This is a genomic window from Pantoea sp. X-Soil-TKNS-1207, assembly GCF_059730485.1.
Genome location: NZ_AP035960.1, coordinates 1 through 24663 on the forward strand (window position 1 = coordinate 1; position 24663 = coordinate 24663).

General features: G+C 49.4%; 13 protein-coding genes. 10 read left to right on the forward strand and 3 right to left on the reverse strand.

Annotation, left to right across the window (positions count from 1 at the left end; translation table 11 throughout):
- The first annotated feature begins 100 nt into the window (after positions 1–100).
- The 6 genes from AC6I8V_RS23530 to AC6I8V_RS23555 all read left to right on the forward strand — a co-directional run bounded on the left by AC6I8V_RS23530 (position 101) and on the right by AC6I8V_RS23555 (position 11150).
- Positions 101–1009, forward strand: coding sequence for a RepB family plasmid replication initiator protein (locus AC6I8V_RS23530; RefSeq protein WP_497846807.1), 909 nt, complete (start codon positions 101–103; stop codon positions 1007–1009).
- 1458 nt (positions 1010–2467) lie between these two features.
- A complete protein-coding gene (locus AC6I8V_RS23535; RefSeq protein WP_497846808.1) occupies positions 2468–3670 on the forward strand; it encodes an AAA family ATPase in 1203 nt (400 codons plus the stop codon).
- 35 nt (positions 3671–3705) lie between these two features.
- Positions 3706–4656 carry a ParB family protein gene (locus AC6I8V_RS23540; protein ID WP_497847049.1) on the forward strand — a complete coding sequence of 317 codons (951 nt, stop codon included), beginning with the start codon at positions 3706–3708 and terminating at the stop codon, positions 4654–4656.
- A gap of 1269 nt (positions 4657–5925) precedes the next feature.
- Positions 5926–6234, forward strand: a complete 309-nt coding sequence (locus AC6I8V_RS23545; RefSeq protein WP_497846809.1) for a YceK/YidQ family lipoprotein — start codon at positions 5926–5928, stop codon at positions 6232–6234.
- A gap of 106 nt (positions 6235–6340) precedes the next feature.
- On the forward strand, positions 6341–9097 hold the full coding sequence (locus tag AC6I8V_RS23550) for a hypothetical protein (protein WP_497846810.1): 2757 nt from the start codon (positions 6341–6343) through the stop codon (positions 9095–9097).
- 268 nt (positions 9098–9365) lie between these two features.
- Complete coding sequence (locus AC6I8V_RS23555; protein ID WP_497847050.1) at positions 9366–11150, forward strand: carbohydrate-binding protein; 1785 nt, start codon at positions 9366–9368, stop codon at positions 11148–11150.
- Between the two features lie 118 nt (positions 11151–11268).
- Here AC6I8V_RS23555 and AC6I8V_RS23560 read toward each other — a convergent pair whose 3' ends face one another.
- A complete protein-coding gene (locus AC6I8V_RS23560) occupies positions 11269–12465 on the reverse strand; it encodes a hypothetical protein (protein ID WP_497846811.1) in 1197 nt (398 codons plus the stop codon).
- Positions 12466–12664: 199 nt separating this feature from the next.
- Here AC6I8V_RS23560 and AC6I8V_RS23565 point away from each other — a divergent pair, with 199 nt between their 5' ends.
- Positions 12665–14824 (forward strand): glycoside hydrolase, encoded by a 2160-nt coding sequence (locus AC6I8V_RS23565; protein WP_497846812.1) that lies wholly within the window; start codon positions 12665–12667, stop codon positions 14822–14824.
- Between the two features lie 39 nt (positions 14825–14863).
- Here AC6I8V_RS23565 and AC6I8V_RS23570 read toward each other — a convergent pair whose 3' ends face one another.
- Complete coding sequence (locus tag AC6I8V_RS23570; RefSeq protein ID WP_497846813.1) at positions 14864–16312, reverse strand: hypothetical protein; 1449 nt, start codon at positions 16310–16312, stop codon at positions 14864–14866.
- Between the two features lie 388 nt (positions 16313–16700).
- Here AC6I8V_RS23570 and copM point away from each other — a divergent pair, with 388 nt between their 5' ends.
- A complete protein-coding gene (copM, locus tag AC6I8V_RS23575; protein WP_497847051.1) occupies positions 16701–16970 on the forward strand; it encodes a CopM family metallochaperone in 270 nt (89 codons plus the stop codon).
- A 55-nt stretch (positions 16971–17025) separates the two neighbouring features.
- On the opposite strand, the gene AC6I8V_RS23580 is transcribed toward copM, so the two are convergent.
- On the reverse strand, positions 17026–21144 hold the full coding sequence (locus AC6I8V_RS23580; protein WP_497846814.1) for a hypothetical protein: 4119 nt from the start codon (positions 21142–21144) through the stop codon (positions 17026–17028).
- 326 nt (positions 21145–21470) lie between these two features.
- Here AC6I8V_RS23580 and AC6I8V_RS23585 point away from each other — a divergent pair, with 326 nt between their 5' ends.
- Together AC6I8V_RS23585 and AC6I8V_RS23590 are read left to right on the forward strand one after the other, a co-directional pair.
- Positions 21471–22670, forward strand: coding sequence for a hypothetical protein (locus tag AC6I8V_RS23585; RefSeq protein WP_497846815.1), 1200 nt, complete (start codon positions 21471–21473; stop codon positions 22668–22670).
- Between the two features lie 295 nt (positions 22671–22965).
- The gene (locus AC6I8V_RS23590) at positions 22966–24471 is read left to right on the forward strand and encodes a PhoPQ-activated pathogenicity-related family protein (RefSeq protein WP_497846816.1); all 1506 of its coding nucleotides are present in this window, start codon (positions 22966–22968) and stop codon (positions 24469–24471) included.
- Positions 24472–24663: the final 192 nt, after the last annotated feature.

A 24663-nucleotide genomic window follows, 5' to 3' on the forward strand; every position in this document is an offset into this window, starting at 1 on the left:
ATATGCTGTAGTGTTCCTCTGAATATGCAAAAAGTGTTCCTCTGAATATGTAGAGCAACGTTCAACTGTGGATAAATGTGGCAGGGGGAGGTAAAGGAAAATGTCCAAGGATATAAACGACTTAGGTCTCACTGTCGAGTATGAAAATAAAACTACAGGTGAACTTGAGTACATATCATCCACAAGCAACAAGTCGATCCAGCCGTTATCACTGTTACGATTAAGTGTGTTTAGCCCGGTTGGTTTGATCGAGAAAAAGAGCGTTGGCAACCGTTCTATGGATGCCTCTGAGGAGTTTCGTAACCTTGAGATCGTCAACAAGGAAGGATACAACAAAGTTACGATCAATGGTCCGAAGCTCGATATGGACACGGATTTCCGTACTTGGGTGGCTATCATCTCTGCATTGACTCACACTGAGATGAAAGAGGGTAAAGTCACGCTGCCTTTTACGGAATTTGCGCGGTTGTGTGAATTCAACACGCGGCAGGTGAACAAGAACCTGAAAGAGCGCATTGCTAAATCTCTGCGGAAAATTACCCAAACCTCAATCCACGTCTACAAGGAAGATGGCGAAGATATCGTGAGTGCCACAACGCATCTGATTAACTTCTCCAAGGTAGATACCGCTAAAAATCAGGTCATTATCGAATACAATCCTGGCCTGCGCGATTTGTACAATATTGATCTGAAAAGGGTGCTGAAGCTGAAGGTGTTTCCGGCAATTAAGCGCAATGAGGTCGCTAAAGCCATTTATACCTTCCTGGAAGGCCTGCCAAACGTTCCAAACAAAGTTCAGATAGTAACCTTCGAAAGAATCCAGGAACGCCTCAACATGCGTTCTGAGCCGCGTAAGCAGCTGATGATTGTGAGAAAGGCGATGAAGCTGCTGGAAGAGGTGAAATACCTGACTTATACCGAGGGCTACAAAGTGGTCCAGGGTAAGAAAAAGATCTATTTTACGATCACTTCCAGAGATCCTGATCTTTCTGAAAATAACGAGGTTTAAACCCAGGCGCTTTTGCCAGTAAGCCGACACCTGATGATCGTCAGGTCAGTCGTTGCTGCCTTTTTCTTGGTTAATTCCTTGTTTTTACTTAAAAAACATCAAATTTGTTCCTCTAAACATGCACCCCTTTCTGCATCGGGACGTGCATTTCTTCCTCGAATGTTCCTCTAAACATGCATTATCAAATGGGACCTCGTGCAGAGAAGGGCAGGGCGTTCCTCTAAATATGCACCGGTCGTATCGATATTTGTTCCGGCTGTTCCTCTAAATATGCTTTATTTATTAATATAAAATCATATTAAACAATGGGTTAATCGTTAAGTTGTCGTTACCTGGTGACGTGTTCCTCTAAACATGCATGAAGCCATGAGGAAGGATGTTCCTCTAAATATGCTGAAAGTCACTGCAGGGTGTTCCTGTAAACATGTACGCGGACAAATCACAGTTTGCTGTTTCTCTTCGTTTTTAAAAAAAAGCGTTCTCCTAAACATGTTGGCCTGCTCATGAAGCGATCATCTTTCGCCTGTGAAATCATCAATTGTTCCGCTAAACATGCACAAGGTTCTGACTGTTCCTCTAAACATGCGAAGCGCACATCCAGGTGTTCCTCTAAATATGCTACGGTGAAACCTGGAGTGTTCTTCTAAACATGCAAAACTGTGATCCAGCGCGTTCCTCTAAACATGTGACAGACGGATAAAGAGCTGTGGGTGAAAAATGATGTTAGAGATAAACGTCGCATAAACGATATGGAATTTTCATGAGTAAAATCAGTCATGTTCCTCTAAATATGTGCAAGCCTGATTATGATGTTCCCCTGAATATGCAGCGCCAGCAGGCTCCCTGTTCCTCTGAAAATGCTGTGAAGATACAGATGTGTTCCTCTGAACATGCAGCGCGCAGGCTAAAGTGTTCCCCTAAACATGCAGTTGCAGGCTGATGTTCCTCTAAATATGCGTGAGGGGTGTTCCTGTAAACATGCAGAACGAGGAGGATTCATGCCGTTTTGCCTATTAACTATCCGAAGCGTTCCTCTGATAATGCGCAGAAGTTGCGGATGGCGGCGTTCCTCTAAACATGTTTGTGAACCCCGCTGCGCACTAAGTAGGCATTATGTTCCTCTTCATATGCAGGCCGCTCATGTAACGTTAAATACCCTGAATCAGGGTAGAGACATAGCGTTCCTCTAAACATGCAAATTCAGCCAGTCGAGAGTTGCCTAATTTTTGGCTGATTGAAACCTGAAATCTGAAATTTATCCTGAATAATCATGCTGATGTCAGTATTATGACAAACATCTTGATAGCGGTGTGTCAGCAGCCTTACTGGGATAATCTCAGTTTTATGAAATAAATCCATCCGCGAAGAAAAAATCCAGTTTTTAGGTTTTTTACTGAAAAATTGGCAGATTCCATCTTTTTGTGTACTATTCGAAAAGACATTATTCCTGAGGTGCTTATGAAGCGTGATTACGGCGACGTGCTGGAGACAGCGAAGCGGGCAAACAGTATGTTGCAGGGCCTTAGCAACCATATTGAACAACAACGGGTTGAATTTAATCAGACGGGTTATTATCAGACCTATTCGCGCAACGCCGTCGCTAACTTCCCGCTGCTCAGTAAACACGCCGTGGTCGCCGCCATCAGTGATATGGAAGACGCTGGCTATGAATTCGGTAAAAAGCAAACCGGCAGCACCTCGCAATATGCACTGAGCCTGCAAAACGTCATCGATATCTATCATCACCGCAAGGTGCCGAAATATCGTGATAAGCATAAAGGGCCGTTTGTGGTCTTTGTGGTTAACCTGAAGGGCGGCGTGTCCAAAACTGTCAGCACCGTCACCCTGGCCCACGGTATGCGCGCCCATCCCGCGATGTTGCATAACGATCTGAGGATCCTCGTCATCGATCTGGATCCTCAGGCCTCCAGCACTATGTTTTTAAGCCATAAAGACAGCATCGGTTCCAAAGCAGAGACTGCGGCACAGGCAATGTTAAACGATCTTGGCCGCGATCAGTTGCGCCGCGAGTTTATCCAGCCGACCGTAATGCCTGGTGTTGATGTTATGCCAGCCTCGATCGATGATGGTTTTGTCGCCAGTGACTGGGATGCGCTGGTTCAGGAGTACCTGCCGGGTGTTGCACCTTCGGAAGTGTTGCGTCGCAACGTTATTGATCGTCTGGCGGACGACTATGATTTCATTTTTATCGACACCGGCCCGCACCTGGACTCATTCATGCTCAACGCCATTGCCGCCAGCGATATTCTGCTGACGCCGACGCCGCCGGCTCAGGTTGATTTTCACTCCACCATGAAATATCTGACCCGCCTGCCAGAGATGCTGGAGCGTATTGAGAAAGAGGGTGTGGAGCCGCGCTTAAAAGCCAACATTGGTTTTATGTCGAAGATGACCACCAAGCATGACCACTTAACCTCGCAAAGCTACGCCCGCGAGGTTTTCACTAAATCGATGCTGGATGCCTCGTTGCCGCGCCTGGACGGCTTCGAGCGTTGCGGTGAATCTTTTGATACGGTGATCAGCGCCAACCCGATCTCCTATCCCGGCAGCGCCGATGCCCTGAGAAAGGCAAAGTATGAAGCAGAGCAGTTCTCCCGCGCTGTTTTCGATCGCATTGAATACATCAGGAGCACACTGTGAGTACTCATAAGACGGTACAACGTATTGGCCGCACCATGGGCCAGACCGCGATTGCCAGCTTTATTGATAGCAGCAACACCTCGCGTACCTTTACCCTGAAATCGGGCAAAACCGCCACTTTTGCCCGTCAGCTGATCCCGCATGGCGACATCGAGCTGCGCACCTATGTTGATCCGCAGATCAACGGTCGCGATCAGGCCACGCTGACGGAAGAATCAGTCAAAGACATAACGCGCACCATTGGTCTGCAACAGTTTTTTCCGGCGATAGGACGCCTGAAGGACGGACGCATCGAGATCATGGATGGTTCGCGCCGTCGCGCAGCCTGCCTGTTTGCGGAGGCCAGCCTTGAAGTGCTGGTTACCTCAGACGAAATCGATATCAGCGATGCACGTCAGCTGGCGGCCGATATTCAGACGGCAAAAGAGCATAACCTGCGAGAGCTGGGGTTGCGTTTTGCCATTATGAACGAAAATGGCATGAGCAAAAGTGAGATTGCCAAAGCTGAGGGCATTTCCAACGCCAAAGTGACGCGCGCGTTTCAGGCCGCCTCAGTACCGGCAGAGCTGATTGCTCTGTTTCCTGTCGTGTCAGAACTTACGCTGCCGGATTATCAGCTGCTGCTGGATGTGACCGATAACGCCAAAGCGGAAAGCGTGGAGATCAGCGATCTGGCCGATCAAGTGCGTGCCATGGTGGACGCAGACCATCATCATGCCCTGACGACGGAAGAACAGAAGTCTGAAATTCTGGGCTATTTCCGTTCAGCGAAACGCAACCTGGTGCCGCAAAAACCGAAAACGCTGGTGACGGAAAAACTGGCTGATTTTGACGATCGCAATCTGCTGGCTCGGCGTAAAGTGAATGCCGATAAGCGTTCAATTAGCTACGAATTTGTGCGTTTACCGAAAGACGCAGTGGACCAGATTGAAGCGGCGATTAAGCAGGTGCTTGGCAATGTGAAAGGGGCGAAGGTTAAAGACTAATCTTGCATCTTACAGCATGTGGCTCATCGAGCCACATGGTCGTTCGTTTTGTGGCTTTAGCTCCGTGATACTGCCAGCAATGTTTACTGCTGAACGCTCTTCTTCCTCTCTTTTCACGTCATATTGATAAAGATTCTAAAGGTTGTTCTCACTGACCAGCGGAGCGTTCACACCAAATTGCCCGACTTGCTGGGGCAGGGTGAATAGCATTTCGAATGAGGCGACCTTTATGGCCCCCCCACACGTTTTGGCGACTGATCATCAACGTTGTCAGAAATGAACATCTGATAAATCCGCTGGCTGAGTAGGATCCACAGCCGAAGGAAGCCGTCGGGATGTTAAAACTACACATCAGGTTATCGGCGAAGCTCGCCCCCATCCTGAGCAATAGAAGAAGTGCGGGTTGGTAAGCGGTGTTGTTGCCCTTGTCGGTCAGATAAATACGGAGCAACCGACACACTTTCCTCAATTGAGGGGCAAAACGCTCGCCCTGAGCAATATCCGATGCGGATTTTCCGGGCTAACCACCGCATTGCGCACCACAAAATCAAGGTTAGCGAATCTGACTCTGTCACCGTTTATCGACATCGCGGTGGTTTGTTCTGGCTGTGTTAGATGTGTTCTTTGGATTTTGCAGCCATAGCTCAATCTGACTATCCGATTCACCATGATTTTTGATACGACCAGATAACAATTCCCTTTATCACCCAATCCTGAGAAAACCGGTGGTGCAATTATTTCAGATGTCTGAAATGGAACTGCTCCTGAGTTATTTATCAGTGTGGCATCACCTGTATGATGATATACACATTCCCGGCTTTATCAGAGGTCAACTTCTGAATATTTTCCTGATAGGTATTTAATCGCATCGGTGTCACCTCTGACGGAGATGCCAGTGAGAAGCTAATGTTGCTAAAGATAAATTGAACGCAGATGGCTATAAAATTTACGTTCATTGTCATAGCCTTAATATTGATAATTATCGATTTCTGATTCACTAGCGCGTTATTTAAACAGAGATGAGGCATGAAGGTTGTAGATTAGGTTAAGCATTAATGATCAGAGTCGTTTTTTTGCTATGAAATCAGCAGTCGTAATTTTTTCAGTCTCTCGCTTTAATAATTTCTGATACCTGCCTTGTGAGTCTTTAAATTATCATACTGGTACGATGGTTTATGGTGTTGGGTAGCGCTATGCTGCTATGCAAATATAAGGTGTTTATTCTTAATTATCTTATTTGTTATTATTATGTAAAGTCAGGAGGAGATTTTGTTATTCGACCATGCGACTAAGTTCGCCAAATTATCTGTCGCGCTCGTAGCTTTATTACTCTGCTCCTGCTCAAGCATCATGACGCATTCAGGTCATAACGGTACCTATTCTGGAGTAAAAGCCAGTAGTGAGATGTTATCTAATCAGGAGATTGAATGGAGTATCAAGCCATTTATTCTGCTGGATATGCCGCTGACCGCCGTGGCTGATACCCTGTTTTTACCATGGGATCTGTTTCATCAACAGGAAACGGTGCATTCACGATTAATGGAAACGACAGCAGAAGATCCCGTCAAAATGGACTGATGTCTTTGCTGATGAAAATTTTCACAAATTTCTCATAACGCTTATCCCTTCTCCAGTTCGGTTTCGAACATACTGTGGGTTCATCTGACGAGGAGGGAGGCGCATTTTGGGAGCGATAGCGCCCGTTATTTCTGCAACAGGACCACCGCCAGCCCAGAATGCGGAGGGTGGCAGCATTGTGGTTATTAGCCACATCGCGGCGGTCGGCAACAACCTCTCTCAACTCTGTTCCCTCAATGTTACTCTGCCTCTTGTCCTGACTCCGTTACCCCAACCGGCACAGCTGGTGCCAGGTAAACGTAAACTGCGAGATAAAGACGATCAGCAACCCGCAGTTACGCAAGACCCGCAAGCCGCTGGCCTGAGCAAACGCCTCTGTATCGTGACCAATCCCACGTCTGTGGGCGATCTGAAAGCCGAGGTGGCAAAGCTGTCGCCGGAAGAGAGAAAACCGCTGCACCAAAGATGGCTTTATCGTCATCTTCCCTGTGAAAAAGCGCCCGACAGGAAGAATAAAGCAGCCTTCGGGGAAAAAGTCGCCCAGCTCTATGCGCGCTATAAAGAGACCATGAAGGCATTATTCATTCAGAAAAAAATGCTGGCCGAATACTATGAACTGGAGTGCGGAGCACTTAAAAAAGCGATCGATAAGGTGTTATACAAAATAAGAGAAGAGGCACCGCCATCCCCCATGACGCCCGCGCAGCAGACAACCCTTGAACAACACTTTCCCGATGCGGCAAAGAAAAATGAGATGAAAGTGGCAAAGTGGTATCTGAGATATAAAACTCTGCTGCGAGCGACCAGGATTAATCAGCGCCAGTTTTTCGCCTATGCGGATGTCAATACAAGTCGGGTTAAAGATATCATTCAGATTTTGATAAAAGCTAACCTGCAACCACATCAGAAGGCGAAGTTAAACAGCCTCCGCTCTCTGGACAGTGAGCCTGACCTGAAAGCTGTGGCCCGGCTGTGGCATCCGAATGAGCGAAACCTGATAAAAGAGGGCATCAACAGGACGGTGCTTGCCAGGGCTTATGGGCTTGAACCACATGATCTGTACCACGCAATAAGGCTGCTTAAACCGCTCCCGTTAACGGCCGTTCAGAATGCAGCGCTGGTCGACTTCCCGCCCATATCAGGCTGTAGTTACCGGGCATTGGCGCAGGCAATTTGTCAGCACAGAAGCATCCTGGAATCACAAAAGATCACCTTCTTACAGCTGGCGGATCGTTATAATCTCAAATCGAACTCGCTGGGATGTATGGTCAGTTACCTGCATCCAACCGAGCCGCTACCGAAGGATATGACGTGGCTGAATAACCTGATATCTGCGAATAATAAGGGAGAAGAAAAGGTTCCTGTGGATCTGATGGCTGAACTGTATGTTGCCCATAAAGCGGAAATGAAAAAAAAGCGGATTAGCCAGATATTTTTGTGTCGGCATTTTAAATTAGCTCCCTCGGTGCTGAGCTTATATATTACGCTGCTCAGGGCACCCAGGCTGAATAAGAAACAAACCGATTTTCTCAATCAACAATTGCCGCAGCGTGACTCCGGCGATGAAATAGCCAGGGTTTCGGCGATGGAAGTGGCGGAGCTGTGGGTTCGGCATAGCAAAACCAGGGCATGGCCAAATATTTCCCTTGTCCAGCTCGCCAGATATTATGCGGTCAATCCAAATACCCTTCATGCCAAAACATGGCGATTCAGACAGTCTGTAAAATCAGTTCCTGATAAAACGCCGGATGATGCTGCCCTGATTAAGCAAGAGAAGGTGTCTGAAGATATTCCTGAACCTGAAATTATCAGGGAAATATTATTTGTGGAGCAGGCGCAAAACTATTGCGGCCCGCTGCTGATTGACCCATTTAGCGGGGAAAGCGTCACTGCCAGGGTGTTGGGTGAGCCGCATGAAGCTGAAATCGTCGGAACCAGTCATCTGCCGCAAGATGTGCAGGAGATGCTGCTCAGAAAGGTGCGGGAAGGGGTAGAAACTGATGGTAAAAGTGATGTCGAGGTTTTCAGGCGCTTTCTGGCAATAAAAAATGATCCGAACGATGCAGTCGGCAACCAGCTGGTAGCGACGCAGGATACGCCGGCGCATGAATACCTTGGCATGTATTCCGGCGCCTATCTTGATTCTGTGGAGAATATTGAAGCCGCGATGGAAAAAGTCGGACCAGGTTTTTTCTCAACCTTTGCATTTGGCACCCGAAGAAATGAGAACACCCTTGTGAGTGGCGCACAACATCCCAACCTCCTGGCGCTGATGAATACCGCCAGATATGGCAATCTGCCCGCTCGCGGCGAAAATAATGTTCAGGTTTTCTATGCGAGGAAGAAACATCACCGGGGGGTAATAGCGATTTTTGTCACCAAAGTGCCGGTAAAAAAACACCAGGAGTTTCTCTGCGATTATGGACCCAATCATACCGAACAATTAACCCGCACCGATGTATTCAAATCCCTGAAAAACGATCAGATACAGTTGATCGCGAAAGAAGAAAAATACAACATCCTGGTCATTGAGCTGGACGGGCGTGTGCGGGTTTGTACCCCACTGGGATGGCAGTCGGGCAGTATCGATGATGCCGTGATCCCTGCTGATAATCTGGTGGCGCTCCGTGAGCATCAGGACAGTGAGGGGGGGCTGTATCACATGGCCCTGCGTGTGCCAAAGTGCGGGGGTGCGCCAGCAAGCTGGAAGATACTGCACAAAAGCAGGCATGATAAAAACAACCTTTTCGACGCCCTGGCCAGGGGGATGTGTCAGGATCAGCACCTATCGGAACGGGACAAACGCCTCGTAAAAATTAAGAGCCTGTTTATTAAACAGGAGCCGGAATTGACTGAGCTGTAAAAGCAGTCCATCCCGCCAGGACAGTTTGAACAGAGGATACCGTATCTCGTCGTGGCGGCTGACGAGCCGTGGTATACATACCCATCCAGAAAATCCTTATGTTTTGTGCTGATATTCTCCCGCATTAACAGGGCGTTCGCGTCGTGGCGACCTCGTAAATACCGTAATTTTCCCGATCGAAATTTACGTTATTTATTTGAGGCAACATATTTTGAAAAGAAAATTCAATGCGCTCACTCTGGCGCTGCTGCTGTGCGGCGCCGGTTCAATGGCGCACGCAGCAACTCAGGATGCCGCATCCCAGATGCCTGATATCAGCCAGAAAAAAATCTTATTGGGGTACTGGCATAACTGGGGCGCGACCCCGGAATCCATTGGTTATCAGGGGGGACTGCCTTCAGATATGCCACTGCGCGATGTGCCTGCGGAATACAACGTGGTCAGCGTCGCCTTTATGAAGGTCTTCCCCGGCCAGACCGACACTATCCCAACCTTCAGACCGTACAACGCCTCTGACGACGAATTCCGCGCGCAGGTTGCTGAGCTGAACGCGCAGGGCCGTGCCGTCATTATTTCTCTCGGCGGCGCCGATGCGCATATCCTGTTGCACAAAGGACAGGAGCAGGCGCTGGCAAACGAAATCATCCGTCTGGTTGAGCTGTATGGTTTTGACGGACTGGATATCGATCTCGAGCAGACCGCCATTCAGGCGGGTGATAACAGCACGGTGATCCCGGCGGCATTAAAACTGGTGCGCGCACATTATCAGCAGCAGGGTAAGCACTTCATCATCAGCATGGCGCCGGAATTCCCGTACCTGACCGCGAATGGTGCCTATAAGCCGTATATCCAGAATCTGGAAGGGGTGTACGACTTTATCGCCCCGCAGTATTACAACCAGAACGGGGCCGGCGTAGATATGAGCGCTGAAGAGGCCGCCATCGTGGGTGACTGGTATCTGAAGCAGAATGACGATGAACGGAAAGAACATTTTCTGTTTTATCTGACAGACAGCCTGGCGAACGGCAGCCGCGGTTTTATGAAAATTCCCGCCAGCAAGCTGGTGATCGGTCTGCCGACTAACGTCGATGCGGCCGGTAACGGTTATGTGAAAGATCCGCAGGCGGTCTACAACGCGCTGGCACGTCTTAACGCGGCCGGAGAGCCGATTAAAGGCCTGATGACCTGGTCAGTTAACTGGGACAACGGTAAAAATAAAGCGGGCAAATCGTATGGCTACGAATTTGCCACCCGCTATAAAAATACCCTTGGCGGTGCATTGCCGGACGCCCCGGCGGACACCGAAGGCCCGTCAATGGTCACCGGTATCACTGCCAGCCAGCAGAATAATACCGTCACGCTGCACTGGCAGCCGTCTACCGACAATGTCGGCGTGGTGGGCTACATCATCTGGCGTGATGGCCGTCAGATGGGCACATCCCTGACCACGCAATGGACTGACATCCACGTTCAGCACGATCAGCAGAACGATGTGGTTTATCAGTACCAGGTGATGGCAAAAGACGCGGCGGGTAACCTCTCTCCGGCCAGCCAGATCGTATCCGTGGTGGTTAAGCCCACTGAGAAACCGGATAACGGCCCGGCTAACCAGGCACCGATCGCCCATGCAGGCGCCAACCAGACGGTGGAAAGCAACGCCAGCGTCACTCTGGATGCCTCGGGTTCAACGGATCCGGACAACGATGTGCTGAGCTTCGAGTGGAAGCAAACGGCAGGTCCGGCGGTCAACTTTGTGGCGAATCGCGTGATTACCACCTTTATCGCCCCACAGGTGGCAACGGACACCACCCTGACGTTCTCGGTCACCGTGAAGGACAAGGAGTTCAGTTCCACGGCGAGTGTCAATGTGCTGGTAAAAGCCAAAGCACAGGAACCGGGCAACGGCGCAGTGACGGCGTTTAAAGCGGGCACCACTTACGGCAAAGGCGATAAAGTGAGTTACAACGGTAAAGTGTATCGTTGTTTGCAGGCGCACATCGGTGCGGCGCACTGGTCACCGGATGTGGCTGTCAGCTTGTGGGCGACAGAATAAATAATGCCTGATAGGTCATAATTAAAAAGCGGCTACCTGGTTAAGGTGCCGCTTTTTTTTGCCCTGCAAAAACACCGCAATTGCTTAAGTTACGGGGAAGGCATACGCAGGGATTAACTTATCGATTCTGCATCAGACCGGTGAAAATACTCAGTTGTTCTTCAGTTAATTTGATATGGCTTCGAATGCTACTGTCGATTCCCGTTTTTTTCGCCAGGTCAAAAAAATATTCACTGTGCGCATCGGTCAGTCTGGTGATGTATCCCTCTTTACTGACAAATGTGATGTCTGATATTTTTTTTCTTTCTGCCTGATCGGCTACTTTGATAAATAACTGTTTTATTCTGTTATAAAGGAATCCAAGTGCGGCAGCCAAATCTTTCATGCTGTGGACGCCATTCTGGATTAGATTTTCTGCTTTGTCATGTACTGAATTGTCTGCGGCTATGGTACTGATTTCGATATTCACCAGATACATCACTTCATGTATTTTATTGAAAATAAAAGGAATTGATTGCAAGTCGGAAGAGGCTGAATAATGTGTATTGCAGACTTCTTTCTGTATCGCAAAGCACAATCTGAAAATGTCATCCAGCCGGGCCTCATAGGGACCAGAAGGTGCGGGAAAAGACTGTTTATCGACGGCGCTAAAATGTGATCGAATAGTATCCTGCCACTCATCTTTATAGTTTAACAATTGAAGGTCGAAGGTTTTTTTATCGGCATTCTCTCTCCTGACCGCAAAGCGGGATGACATCGCATTGACCATTTTCAAACTCAGATAGCTGCTATCACCCGCGATTTCGCTTGCTATATTGCCGAAATATAACGGGTGGATAACGTTCAGCAGTAAGTTTTTCGCTTGTGTGTCAAGGGTCAGTATGCCAAGGATCTTGTCTCCTGTTGCCTGAATAATATTTTTTATAACCTTAGGGTTTTTATTAATAAAATCCTCAGTTAATATTTCTGTAATGCTGTATTTGTTTCTTATCTTGCGCTCGAGGAAATCGATGATGATACCGTCTGACTCTCTTTTTTCTGTAGCCTTAATCAGATAGGCCTGCATCTTCTCAATTTTCTCCGCTCTGGAGGCGACAGGGGGTTGCGCTACCGTCGGTTTAGTTAAGTTTGTTTTTATTTTTTGCCAGAAAGATGACGGGGTCGGTTTGAGGGACGTTTTATTTGACGTCATGATATTTCCGGCAGGGGTATTTTTTACCTCAATCCTGTCTGTCATTTTAGGCGTCGATGTGGAGGGGATGGGTTCAATTGGCTGCGACGTATTGGCGGCCGCTGCATTAATCGCGTTTGGCATGTTGATGGCTCCCTATATATATTCCTGATAAATTACGTGGGGATCGCCAAAAGTGAAATATGCGGAGATGAGGATGATCTGATGAGTGCTGGATGTTTGTGTAAACTCATATTCACCTTCTGATTATTTCCCTGAAGATCATGTGAGGAACGACAATTTTTGCCTAAACTGCGTTCACATTTTTTGTGAGTGCATATAAATGAAAAAAATAATTCATTCCCTACTTGTTACGCTATTAATTATATTCTCTTGCTGCGCCTGGGCTGTGCAATTGCAGCAGGGAACGGCGGTTTTCACCCTCGATCCCGCCTCCCTGCAAATTCACGTTGGTGAGGTGCTGGTCAATTCCCCGCAGCCGCGACAGCAGGTCACTGAACTCCAGACGACGTCCAGCGAAGCCCACTGGGTTTGGCCCGCGCAGCGCCTCACTATCAGCGCCCATGTGCAGGGGAGCGATCTGCTGCTGCGCTTTCATAGTGATAAACCGCAACGGCTTAACTGGTTCAGCCTGCCGCCTCAGGCCAGCACACTGCTGCTGCCGCTGGGTGAAGGTAGCCGCATTCCGCTGGATAACCCGCGCTGGCAGGCGTACCTGGCGGACGAGCAGGCATCAATCGATACCAATTTTGATCTGAAATTGCCGCTCTGGAGCCAACAGCAGCAGGGAAAAACCTACAGCTGGCTGCTGCTCACTCCGTTCAGCAATCGCGTCACTTTCACGCAGATAAACCGCCAGTTACAGATGCGCAGCCAGCACGAATTCAGCCGTTTTAATCAGCAGCAACCGTTCGAAGTATTGTTAAACGTCGGTGACACACCGCTCGCGGGCGCGCTGCGCTATCGTAAATATTTGCAGCAAAACGGTCAGTTCAGCACGCTGCGCGAGAAGATGGCGATTGCACCGGAAGGCCGCAAACTGATTGGTGCCAGTTTCATCTATCTGTGGGGCAGCCAGCTGCTGGCGCCGCAGGATGTTAAAGACTGGTCAGGGCTGGCGCGCTATTTGCGAACTCCCGCGGGGGCAGCAATCAGGGAAAAGATGGGGGCCGAAGCCGACAAAATCCTGCAACAGCCCGAGCCGCAAAGCTGGCAGCGATCAGTGATGATCGACGCTCTCAACCGTGCGCTGGTGGCCCTGTATCCTTTACGCGCCACTCCCGATGATGAGGCGTTCCTGCTCGCTCAGCAGCAGCAGGCAATCAGGGTACGGGCAATGGCGCAACATCAGCTCGGCCCTTATCTGGTATCTGCGGATCAGTGGGGGGAGGGGCTGTCTGAACCAGTGATTGCTGCATTGCAGCAGGCGGGGTTATCGCGCCTGTGGCTGGGAACGGATAACTGGACCGCGACGTTTTTACATCCCGATGCGGTAGCGCGGGCCAAAGCGGCCGGTTATCTGATCGCCAGTTATGATTCCTACGATACCGCCGTAGCGCGTGGCAAAAATGATAACTGGCTCACCGCGCAGTTGCCCGCGACCTTGCGTGAGCAATGCGCTATCGTCCGCGCCGACGGCAGCAAAAAGCCTGGTTTCGGAGGCGCAGGCTTTTATCTGAATCCGGCGTGTGTCCTGCCATATGCGCAGCAACGTATGCGCACGCTGGTGCAACTGGCCGGACTCAACAGCCTGTTTCTCGATGTCGATGGCACCGGCATGGTGGATGATGACTATCAGCCTGCTCACCCAACGGGCGCCGCGCAGATGGCAGCAGCACGCAATGCGCGCATGGCGTGGTTCAGCCAGCAGCTTAAATTGCCGTTAGGTTCGGAAGACGGTAATGCAGTTACTGCACGCCACATCATGTTTGCCCACGGTATGGAAACCTGGGGATTTGGCTGGCAGGACGCAGAGATGCGACATAACAAAAGCTCCCCATACTACCTCGGGGCCTGGTGGCCCGATGCGCAGCCTGCCACCTTTTTCCGTCCCGCGAACGTCAGGCCACGCTATCGCACGGTGATCTTTGATCCGCGCTATCGTTTACCTCTGTACCAGGCGGTCTTTCATGATGCAGTGATCAACACCCATCACTGGACGTTAGATAATCTGAAATTCCCTGAAGTCACCGTCACGCGGGAGTTGCTCAGCCAGCTCTATAACACGCCGCCGCTGTTTAACCTCAGCCGCGCAACGCTGCGGGCGCGTATCCCGGAGATGGTAAAGGCTGACGCCCGCTTCCGGCCACTGCATCAGCGGCTCTGGGATAAGGCGCTGACGGATTTTCGCTGGCTGGACAAGGCTGGCTGGGTGCAGCAAACCACCTTCAGCGACGGTTCAGTGCTGGTGGCGAATTTTGCCGACCAGCCCTGCAACGGCATCGCGCCCCATAGTCTGGTGGCGCGGCTGGCGGATAAGTAACAGGGAGTGTGGCTCAGCGAGGAGCCACATTTGCCCAGGTCAGACCGACTGCGTTGACAGTATTTGGCTGACTATTCCCTGGCTGGCTTCATTATTATTGGTAATAATATGCAGGATGTCGGCGTTAAAGGTATATTGACTGACACGATGCACGTTCGAACCTTCTTTTTCATTTTTTTCTGTTCCGCCAAGAATATAGACATTGTCTTTATCATTTATCCGGTAGTTTTCCTTTAATTCCTGACCTGCTGAATTATAACCGAATTCAAAAACACCTTTTTTATTGTTGACAACAAAAGAATTTGTGCTGACCACCGCCAGTTTATACAGAAACTCCCTGAGCGGAATATCTTCTAAAGGTGACTCATCCACGCTGGCAGCTAATTTATCCGTCAGATTACTGATTGCAGTATGTATGCTTTGATTGTGAGGGAAGTTTTCGACGACTTTCACTTTCAGGTTGTTGAGGAAATGATGCAGGGCGCGACAGGAACCCAATATCTTATACATGATAATGATGAAAATTTTCACGTTGTCCGGTATTGAGAACTCTCCATTTATATAGGTAAACATAATGTTGTGGCGCAGATAGTTAGTCAGAAGATATTTTGCTTTTAGCACCTTAATAAAATCCAGAGTAAAACCGGCGTTGATATCACAAAGGCCTATGGTGGCTCCGGTCCAGAAAACTTCATCCGGATTATTCGATGCCAGCGCATTTCTCAGGGTACGGGTTATTGCGTCTGCCAGAAAATTGACCAGATTGCAGGGGTTGCGAAACGATGAGGGCTGGCTACTTATCGGCGAGATGCGAGGGGAAATATCCTGATTGCCGGTACAGGGACGTATAACGGCATTCTGGAATAACTCAAGTATCGCGGTGGGGGTCCGGCAAAGTATCTGGTCAAGAAACTCCATTCCCGGCCTTTTATCAAAAGTGGTGGTTTTGCCACACTCAAAGCCAAACAGCGTTTGCCCTGCGGCGGCAAAGGTTTGCGTCTCTACACTCCACAAGGGAACAGTAAATTCAAAGTGTTCCAGCTTTTCCGTAACGAAGCATACACTCCAGTCTTTCGGGTTACGGCTGCCATTATAATTTACCCTGAAACCACACTGAAAAAGGCCCAGCGCGTACGTTTTAAATCCGGACATAAAAGTATGCACCGGATGCCCCGCTTCGCAGTGAATCGGGAAAACCGTAAATCCCGTCGCATTACAAACCAGGGTGCTGGAAAATTTCGCTTCAGTATCGAAGAAATAAAATGCCGGGCCGCACTGCGATATATTCATCAAACTGGATGCCAGCAGCGTGCCAACAAGTCCGGGTATTTCTTTTAGTTCTCGCAGGAATTCAATAGGTGAGACTGATGATAATTCATCAGAAGAATTTGTGGCAGAGGTAATACTCGCCGCGAACTGTGAGTCAGTATCACAGGAATTATCACGTTCGATGTGACGTGATGGGCAACAACTCTCAACAGTGATCATAATGAATATTCTTCGCTCGATGTGCCGGTATTTTTTACGCGACCGGATTGCAGGTACACGAAAGCAACTGATTTCATAAAATCATCAGTGCATTCATTTTTATTGTAGGGTCGCGCATTGTTAATAATTTCTGCGTGACCTGGAAGATAAGAAGTCTAATAGAAGAATCTTCTGGTGTTAGATGAATCATGTTCATTTTTTGCGCTGGATCAAAATTTAATGAAGGCTTTCATGGAACGATTGCGCGCAGAAATTATCACCCTCGTCATATATTTATCGACCGGAGTTTAAAATGAAAAAAGTACCGCTTACGCTGGCGGCCTTGTTATTTTCCGTACCGGCATGGGTGCTGGCGCATCCGACCAGCAATGAAGAAATGCCACCGGAAATGGCGCAGCACACGGATTTATCTGCTGCTTCTCAGGAATATATGCAGGGCATGGAAGGGATGCATGAAGGCATGATGCAGAGTTTGCAGGAATCAGACGCGGATCGCGCCTTTGCGAAAGGCATGATCGAGCATCATAAAGGCGCGATTGCCATGGCAGAGACTGAGCTGAAATTCGGCCATGACCCCATTATGCGCGTTCTGGCTGAAGACATCATTCGGGCGCAGACCGCTGAAATCGAGCATATGGAAGCCTGGCTGTCAAAGTAACCGCTGCAACGCCGCTACGTGATTTTCTCCTGTAGCGGCAAGAGACATCGCGAGACTATACAGGGAGTTTCATCCGCGCTTTTTCCATCCTGCCGACAAACGCCTCCGCCTGACCATTGGTGGTAATCGAGGCCAGCAGATAGATCACGGTGGCAATCGACTGGGCATTGCGCGCGCCTGCGCTGGTATCATGATAGCCAGCCATGTTTGATTTCATAAATATCTGATCTGCGCCGCTAAATTTTTTCGGCACCACATAATCTTTATCATTCAGATTAATCAGCGCCTCAAAGTCTCTCACCCCGCTATAGCCCTCCACAAACACGTCCTGCACATAATCGAGGGCGTTCATCTTGCCATGCGTCAGCTCATGCACTAATGCTTCCGCCAGGCAGGCGATAAAGTTCGGGCCACATTTTTGCGCGAGTTTTTTTAAATTTTCATTGATGACATAAAGAACGGTACCCTGATAACGTTCAACCGCATTTGCGCCCGCCCGTGTATTCCTGCTGATCGCTTCATGATTTCTGCGGAAATCTTTATAGGCCTGGATATCGATTGCCATAATGGTGTTGTCATCGACAGCCGTTCTGTCGATAAAAGCCACATGTTTACTGATATTGAGTTCATTCAGGTCGCGCTTCATTTTTTGCAGATCTTTTATAAAGTTCTGAACAAACGCACCATCGTTTTTGGCAAAGAACAGCAGCAGAATCCGATCAACCAGAGGCTTCTTACCCGTGTCCGTTAGCGCCGCAATGGATCTGATTAACAGGTGACGAGCGTGCTTGCGGCTGTTGCGCAGCAGCAACAGCTTATTACTCCCGGTCAGCACCGGTGCGAGGCTGGAGAGGCCAAAGCGCAGGTTGATACCCGGATTGTGAAAAGGAAACTCCGCCTGGGTCGGCGTCAGCGGTGGGCCACCTTTGCCACGCTCAAGCAATTTAATCGCTTTGAGCGTTTGCCGGTTGTTATTCATCCCGGTGATAAAGGTTTTTAATGCCCTCATTTGGGCGAAATGCTTACGCAGCCTCTGATAAAAGGCGTAGCTGATGGTGGCAAAATCCAGGCTGCCGAACAGCGCAGCGAGCATCAGATCCAACTGCCGGGGTTCCTCGCCGTTAACTTTTGCCAGCGTATAAGAGACGCCCAGCTGTGCGCTATTGGAGACCAGCCCGGCAATCGCGGTCACCAGTCGGGCCGTCAGGCTTAACGATTTGAATGCCGCCAGATCCAGCACAAAGGAGATGCCGGTAAAGAAATCACTGGCGAAATCGAGCGCAAACTTCGCCCAGACCTCAGACGAGGTGTGAAACAGCGTATCAATATCGGCCAGGCTATTGGCGAAGATATTCTCCGCCAGCAGGTTATGCACATCCAGCGAGGCGGGCGTCACGAAGTGATATTTTCCCAGCGTGCCATCACGGGAAGCGCCGGTCGCTGAAGGGATATTGAATCGGGCTTTATCTTTGGCGTGTTGCAGGCTGTATGACATCGGCAGGGTGCTGAACATGGCCTCGGCTTCAGCATCTGACAGAAGGGTGGCCTGCTGTTCCTGCAAAATTATCACCGGCTCGCTCAGGGTATTAAATAACAGCATCTGACCGGCGCCGCGGATAGCAAAAAACGTCGCCATAGATTGCCCGTCGAACTCGACCAGCTTGATAAGATTACGCGCGTCCGGTTGCTGGAGAATGTGGGTCAGCAGGCTGATTTCGACATGGTCACGCCAGCCTAACGCCGTTTTTTCCGTAAGGGTGGTCAGATAGCTGGCAATGCGGTAATTGATCAGACGCCGCTGGATCTCCGCGACCGCGGCAAAGCAGCTTTTATTATGCTGGCATTTCAGGGTATTGCCCTGTAATTCGACATAGAGTTTGTCGGTGACCGGAAAGGCGTCGCTGTAAATGCGGCTTGCCTGAGCAAATAATGGGGCCAGCGCCGGGGGAACATTGACCTTAAAGGTGCAATTGGTACCGTGTCTGAGCTGCAATTCGCCATAGGCCAGTCTTTCCAGCGACATCACGACGATTTTAACTTTTCGCGTTCCGCCAAACTCCGCTTCAAACTGAGAGATTTCCACCTCGACTTGGCTGGCGGCAGTAAGCCGATACGTGGGTGAAATGGCTTTTTGGCTGTTAAGTTCATAATTATCATAGAGTTCACTGATGCGGTTATTCAGCGCTGCCGCCGCGGCAATGCGGATATCCAGTTCCACCAGCAAATCAGCATCTCCCAGACTACGCAAATCGCTCATCATTTCCGGCAGGGGAAAGGATGGGCGATCATCGCTAGCGGATAACCGGTTGAGTTCAATCTCCAGCAACAGATCTTTGCGTTGATAGAAGGTTGTGATGCGACGGTAGCGCTCCATTAAAACCGTGGCAGGCACCGGGATGGATTGCGGCCATTTGATGATGCGAATGATCTCGGGATCAAGGGTGATTATCTTGCCTAAAGAGACATTTTTGTCGCTAAAGTCGTCGATATACACCACTTCTGCGTGAGTTTTCGGGTCAAAGTTATAGGTTGTAGCCAGCTGCCTGATAAAGTCCAGCGGGTGAACATCTTCGTTCGCGGGCCAGAGATTCCTCTTTTTCACCCGCTGATAATCGGCCTGTTTGAAATGCTCGGACAACGGTTGTGCCGTGGTGCGGTTATAGCCGCGATATTTTTCGATTTTCTGTATTGCCCGCGGGTGTCTTTGATACCAGGAATCCGGGTAGATCACCACGTAATCATTGCCTCTGAACAACGCCAGCACGGTCGCAAGGGGCAGCCATTTTTCACCGGGAACACCATCCTCATAGGTAAATTTCACCTTGAGCTGGCAGAGGCTAACCTCCGGGCGCAGGGAAAATTGTCGCTGTACCGAGGCAATAAAGTCTTCGATCAGCGGCGTGCCGGGTTTGCTGGCAGTCACCTGACGCGGGCGGAGCGCGATGTGGGCGCGCGGACGGGCATATGCCTGGTGAAGACCTTCCCCTTTAACCAGCGGAGGAAAGTTCAGATGGGTATGGATAGCTGAAAGCAGCTGCCAGGCGCGCGTGGCGAACGAGCCGCGATTTATGGCTGGCTCTGGTGCAGTCGCCAGGTTTTTCTGTTCTGAGGCCAGCCGTAAGGCGACGGCCTTTTGTCTTATGGGCACCGGGAAAACCTCAGCCACACCATCCCCCTGGGCGCGTGATGCCGTCAGCGTTCCCAGCGAGGAAGCAGAGACGGTGTTGATATCGCTGACACGCAGATCATGTCTTCCCACGTACACCTGGGTGAGCTGGTGGGGATTGCCGCTGCTATCCCAACCGGTGAACTGATTGACGCGCGTACCGGACGGGAAAGTGGGGTGGGTATGGTTTGGCTGAGACACCAGGCAACGCGGAACCTCATTGTGGGTTAATGGGCGGAAAAATTCGAAACAGTGGGCCGCAGGCAGTTCCACCAGTGGCCAACACAGGGCGGGAGCGTTGAGAGTGCGGGCGGTATGACCGGCGAGGAAATGTTCAGGCGCGCGGTAGTGCCAGCTATCAGCCAGCGTTTGATTCCAGGGCATCAGAGCGTGCCGGGATTCGGTGGGGCGCAGCGTTGGCGTCGCCAGTGCGGCTGGCGGCGACTGACCGCGTTGTTGCAGGGATAAAAACAGTGCCAGAGAATGCTGGAACAATACGCGCTGTACCAGCGGTGGCAACAGGCAGCTGAACAGGGAGAGGATCAGGGTTGGCGTGATGAATGTTTCGATTTCCGGGTGGCAGATCAGATAACGGTTCGCCAGATACAGGGCGATGCGCAGCCGGTATTCATCATCCGGGAAAGCGTCTTTTTTGGCGCACTCGAGGCCGTTGGCCAGAAATTGCAGGATCAGTGGATTGATCGGCAGCGGTTCGGCGACGCTGCCCTGCATCAGGCTGCGAAATAACGCCCCCAGCGCCTGCGGCGTGGTCTGTTGTGGCGTGACGGAGTGGTGGCTATACAACAGCGTTAACGCCTCACGCAGCGGCGGCGTCTGTAACTTTGCATCAGCCATCGCCACATCGAGAAAATCATCAAAACGTGATGGGTGATGCAGCATCCCGACGAGGGTTCTCATGAGTTTATCAGACAGGGCAAACAGCGGTGCCGCACAGTAGCCGATGCCCTGGCTTAACAGCGCTGCCGGGCGGTTTCTGATCTCTCCCATGCTCTCAACAAAATGGCTAAACCGGGTTACAGGGTGTAACCGCAACGAATGATCCTTGTGCGTATGAACGGAGGCCAGCTCTGGCATACCGTGGTTCCTTTTCTTAATTGGGTTAGTGAAGAATAGCAAGCTATCACAGCGGTGAAATGAAGAGATAAATTCGTAAAATCTGGGTTTAGTCAAGGTTCATATGGTACTAAAAGTTTAGAATAGGTATTTATACGACTGAATGGGTAGATGTGATCCGATAACGAATATCCCGGTCAGTTTGGTAGAAAACAGGTATTACAACTCAATGGACCATCGGAATAATTCAGGAGATGAATATGATAACCAATGAAACGCAACCCATCACAATAATACATCAGAATAAGGATTTAACCCTGAAGGGTTGGTTAAGAAAATCAGTGAAATGGTTTGGCAACAACAATAAGATGCCAAAATCATCTTTACCAAAAGAGAACACACGCCCAAAAGAGATTAGGCTCCTAAGAGAAATTGATTTAGATAAAGCCTTTCTGGATAAAAATATGACTGCCGATAAATATGAAAAACTGCATCGGGAGAATGAAAAAATACGCAATAAAAATGAAAAAATTAAGGCAGCTAACAGCAAAAATGTGGTTTTAAGGACCTATCAAAGAACGGGGTCGCTCTGTTTTGAGGAGAGCCGTGATGTTGTTGATGGTCAACGCAATGAGCCACGCCCAGGGCCGTCCCGCTCAACATCAACGGAAGTCGTACCTGAAGACCCGATTGATACCGACCTGATATCCTTAGGCGGGGTAAGTTTAACGGACACGGCGGCCGTCACCACCATCCCATCGCCGCTTAGCCGGGATAAGATCCGTGAAGATTTCATCCGGAGTATGGATAGCAGCGATATTCAGGATTATGCAGGAAAAATCAGTATTGAGGTTCCACCGGAAACCGATGCCACGGGTAAAATAAAAGCGCAGGTGGACGCGGCAATTGCTTTTTCACTGCTGACGAATTTGAACCTGATGGACACAATGGATCAAATTGCGCAATTGGTGCCGGGACATAATATTGACTTTGATGAGAAACCGGAGGGTAACTTGCATGTTACCATCACAAAATTGGCTGATGGTGCTTATGATGCCGCCGGGAGCGATATTGAAGCCCTTGCCAGAAAGCATTTGTCTGACATCAGTGACGCATCGCCCCCCATCGAAAAAACAGGTGATAAGCGCTTTGATAACGCCATGAAAGTAGCCATTAAAGCGTCGAAAGAACAATTCGTTGAAGATACTAAAAAAAGAGCAGCCATTTACTCGTTGAAGATCTCAACGCTGAATGCGGAGATAAAGCATATCGATCAAAAAACAATTGATATACTCCTGCTGGATAATCCGTTGGATAATAACACAGAAACTGAGATATCCCGTTTGTGTGGTGATGCGATTGATTACAAGATAGATAAAAAAGAAGAAAGAGACAGGTTAACTAAACAATATCAGGATTTTATTGATAGCTTTAAAAAAACCGCTACGACAGAAGCATAATACAAATGTAATCCGTATCATTCCAGCGGCGATTTCGCTGCTGGAATCTCCCTCCTGGCGATGCCTCTATTCGATTAATGACTCTGCAGCGAAGATATTTTATCATCGAATTCAATAACGCTACTTTATGAAAATATTTGTTTTTTTGAACTGGATCGAAGTACAAGGAAACATCCTGTGGAATAGTTCTCAGCTCGCTTGTTCTCTGTGTATTTGTTGGTCTTCCCGCAGTTTCGTCGTTATTAACTAAGAATGGTTATTATCATTTAACAGGATCGTTAATTAAGGATGGATTATGAAAGATAAAATCATGATAGTTGCGTTGATGATATTAAGCTCCTGCGCCAGTTACGCTTCGGCAAGTAATGATAATCCCCTCTGCCTGGAGAGTCATGATTGCCACTATTACTCTGTGCTTCCCCACTATCACAAGCAACTGTTAGCCAACCCTGTCAACTATGTGTTTGCCGGAAAAGAACAGCTGCCGCAGTTGGTCGTCAATCGCTACCGTATGACGTCACAATCATGGTCGCCTGATAACAGGGTTACGCCAGCGTCCTGGCAACATGATGTTGATATTTACATCCCGGAAAAGTCCAAATCCTCGCGTGCGCTGGTGGTGGTGAATAATGGCGTAAATTACGCTGAAGCTCCGCAACAGGTGAGCAAGCCAACGGATTTTAGCGAGGAGACACTGGCCAATATTGCCCGCACGACGCAGACCATCGTGATTGCAGTCAGTAATATTCCAAACCAATATCTCAGTTACCAGAAGGATGATAAATCCCTGAAGGAAGATGACAGCGTGGCGCACAGCTGGGCGCTTTTTCTTGACGATCCCGAACAACGACAACTGATGCCGTTACATATTCCGATGGCGGCTGCGGTCTCGCAGGCCATGCGGCTGTCGAAGCAGGAACTCAGCCACTGGGGGATCAACAAATTTATCGTCACCGGCGCGTCAAAACGGGGCTGGGTGAGCTGGCTGACGGCGATCGCAGACCCGGATGTTGAAGCGATCGTTCCTTTTGCTCTTGATTTACTCGACACCCGTGCCGGTCTGACACATATGTACCAAAGCTATGGCGGCAACTGGCCGGTAGCGTTTTATCCCTATTACCAGCAGGGAATTGATAAGTTAATCGATAGCGCGAATTTCGGGAAATTAATGCAAATCGAAGATCCGCTGGCGTATATGCACTCCGACTACCGCTCCCGACTGACGATACCTAAATATATTATCAATGCCAGCGGTGATGATTTTTATGCGCCCGATAACGCGCGCTATTACTTCAACGAATTGCCTGGTCAGAAGTCATTACGCATGGCACCGAATACCGACCACAACGGTATTAAAAACTTTACTCAGCAATCGCTTATCGCTTTCGTCAATCGCCTGCAGAGCCATCAGGCGCTACCTCAGATAAGTAGCCAGCTGGCGAACCATAGCCTCAGGGTCTCTTTTTCAGAAAAACCAGCAAAAGTGGTGCGCTGGACAGCCACCAACCCGGTAGCACGCGATTTTCGCTACGCCTGCGGCATCAGATATTTGTCCTCCTCACCCACGATGACGGCGGCGAAAAGCATCGATATTCCCCTCGCATCTCCTGTCGCAGGTTGGGAAGCCACCTATATCGAAGCGACTTTTAATGATGGGTTTGTCGCCACCAGCCAGATTTATATTACGCCAGACGATAAATACCCGCAGGTTGCGCCCCCGACATCGGGTGCAGCCTGTCAGACGCTACCGGGGCGTGGATTAGGCGATGCTATTCACGGTGAATTGCTGACAGTACGATGAAATCAGATTATCAGTAAAGATTGCGACAGGGTTTTGAATGCTTCTATTCTGGCCCTGTTTATTCCTTATGCCAGTCTCAGGTTATGGTCGATTAAATTAAGTCATTAATTCTCATTCGTGAAAATTAAATGATTTTACTTTTAGATTTAATGTCGGATTCTGGTTTTAACCCAGCAACAGGAGGATGATATA

Excerpts from the sequence above, each read along its gene's own strand:
- AC6I8V_RS23580 (WP_497846814.1), bottom strand. The coding sequence starts at position 21,144 with ATGGGAGAGATCAGAAACCGCCCGGCAGCGCTGTTAAGCCAGGGCATC.
- AC6I8V_RS23530 (WP_497846807.1), top strand. The coding sequence starts at position 101 with ATGTCCAAGGATATAAACGACTTAGGTCTCACTGTCGAGTATGAAAAT.
- AC6I8V_RS23565 (WP_497846812.1), top strand. The coding sequence starts at position 12,665 with ATGAAAAAAATAATTCATTCCCTACTTGTTACGCTATTAATTATATTC.
- AC6I8V_RS23540 (WP_497847049.1), top strand. The coding sequence starts at position 3,706 with ATGGGCCAGACCGCGATTGCCAGCTTTATTGATAGCAGCAACACCTCG.
- AC6I8V_RS23560 (WP_497846811.1), bottom strand. The coding sequence starts at position 12,465 with ATGCCAAACGCGATTAATGCAGCGGCCGCCAATACGTCGCAGCCAATT.
- AC6I8V_RS23535 (WP_497846808.1), top strand. The coding sequence starts at position 2,468 with ATGAAGCGTGATTACGGCGACGTGCTGGAGACAGCGAAGCGGGCAAAC.
- copM (WP_497847051.1), top strand. The coding sequence starts at position 16,701 with ATGGCGCAGCACACGGATTTATCTGCTGCTTCTCAGGAATATATGCAG.
- AC6I8V_RS23590 (WP_497846816.1), top strand. The coding sequence starts at position 22,966 with ATGAAAGATAAAATCATGATAGTTGCGTTGATGATATTAAGCTCCTGC.
- AC6I8V_RS23555 (WP_497847050.1), top strand. The coding sequence starts at position 9,366 with ATGGCGCACGCAGCAACTCAGGATGCCGCATCCCAGATGCCTGATATC.
- AC6I8V_RS23570 (WP_497846813.1), bottom strand. The coding sequence starts at position 16,312 with ATGATCACTGTTGAGAGTTGTTGCCCATCACGTCACATCGAACGTGAT.
- AC6I8V_RS23585 (WP_497846815.1), top strand. The coding sequence starts at position 21,471 with ATGATAACCAATGAAACGCAACCCATCACAATAATACATCAGAATAAG.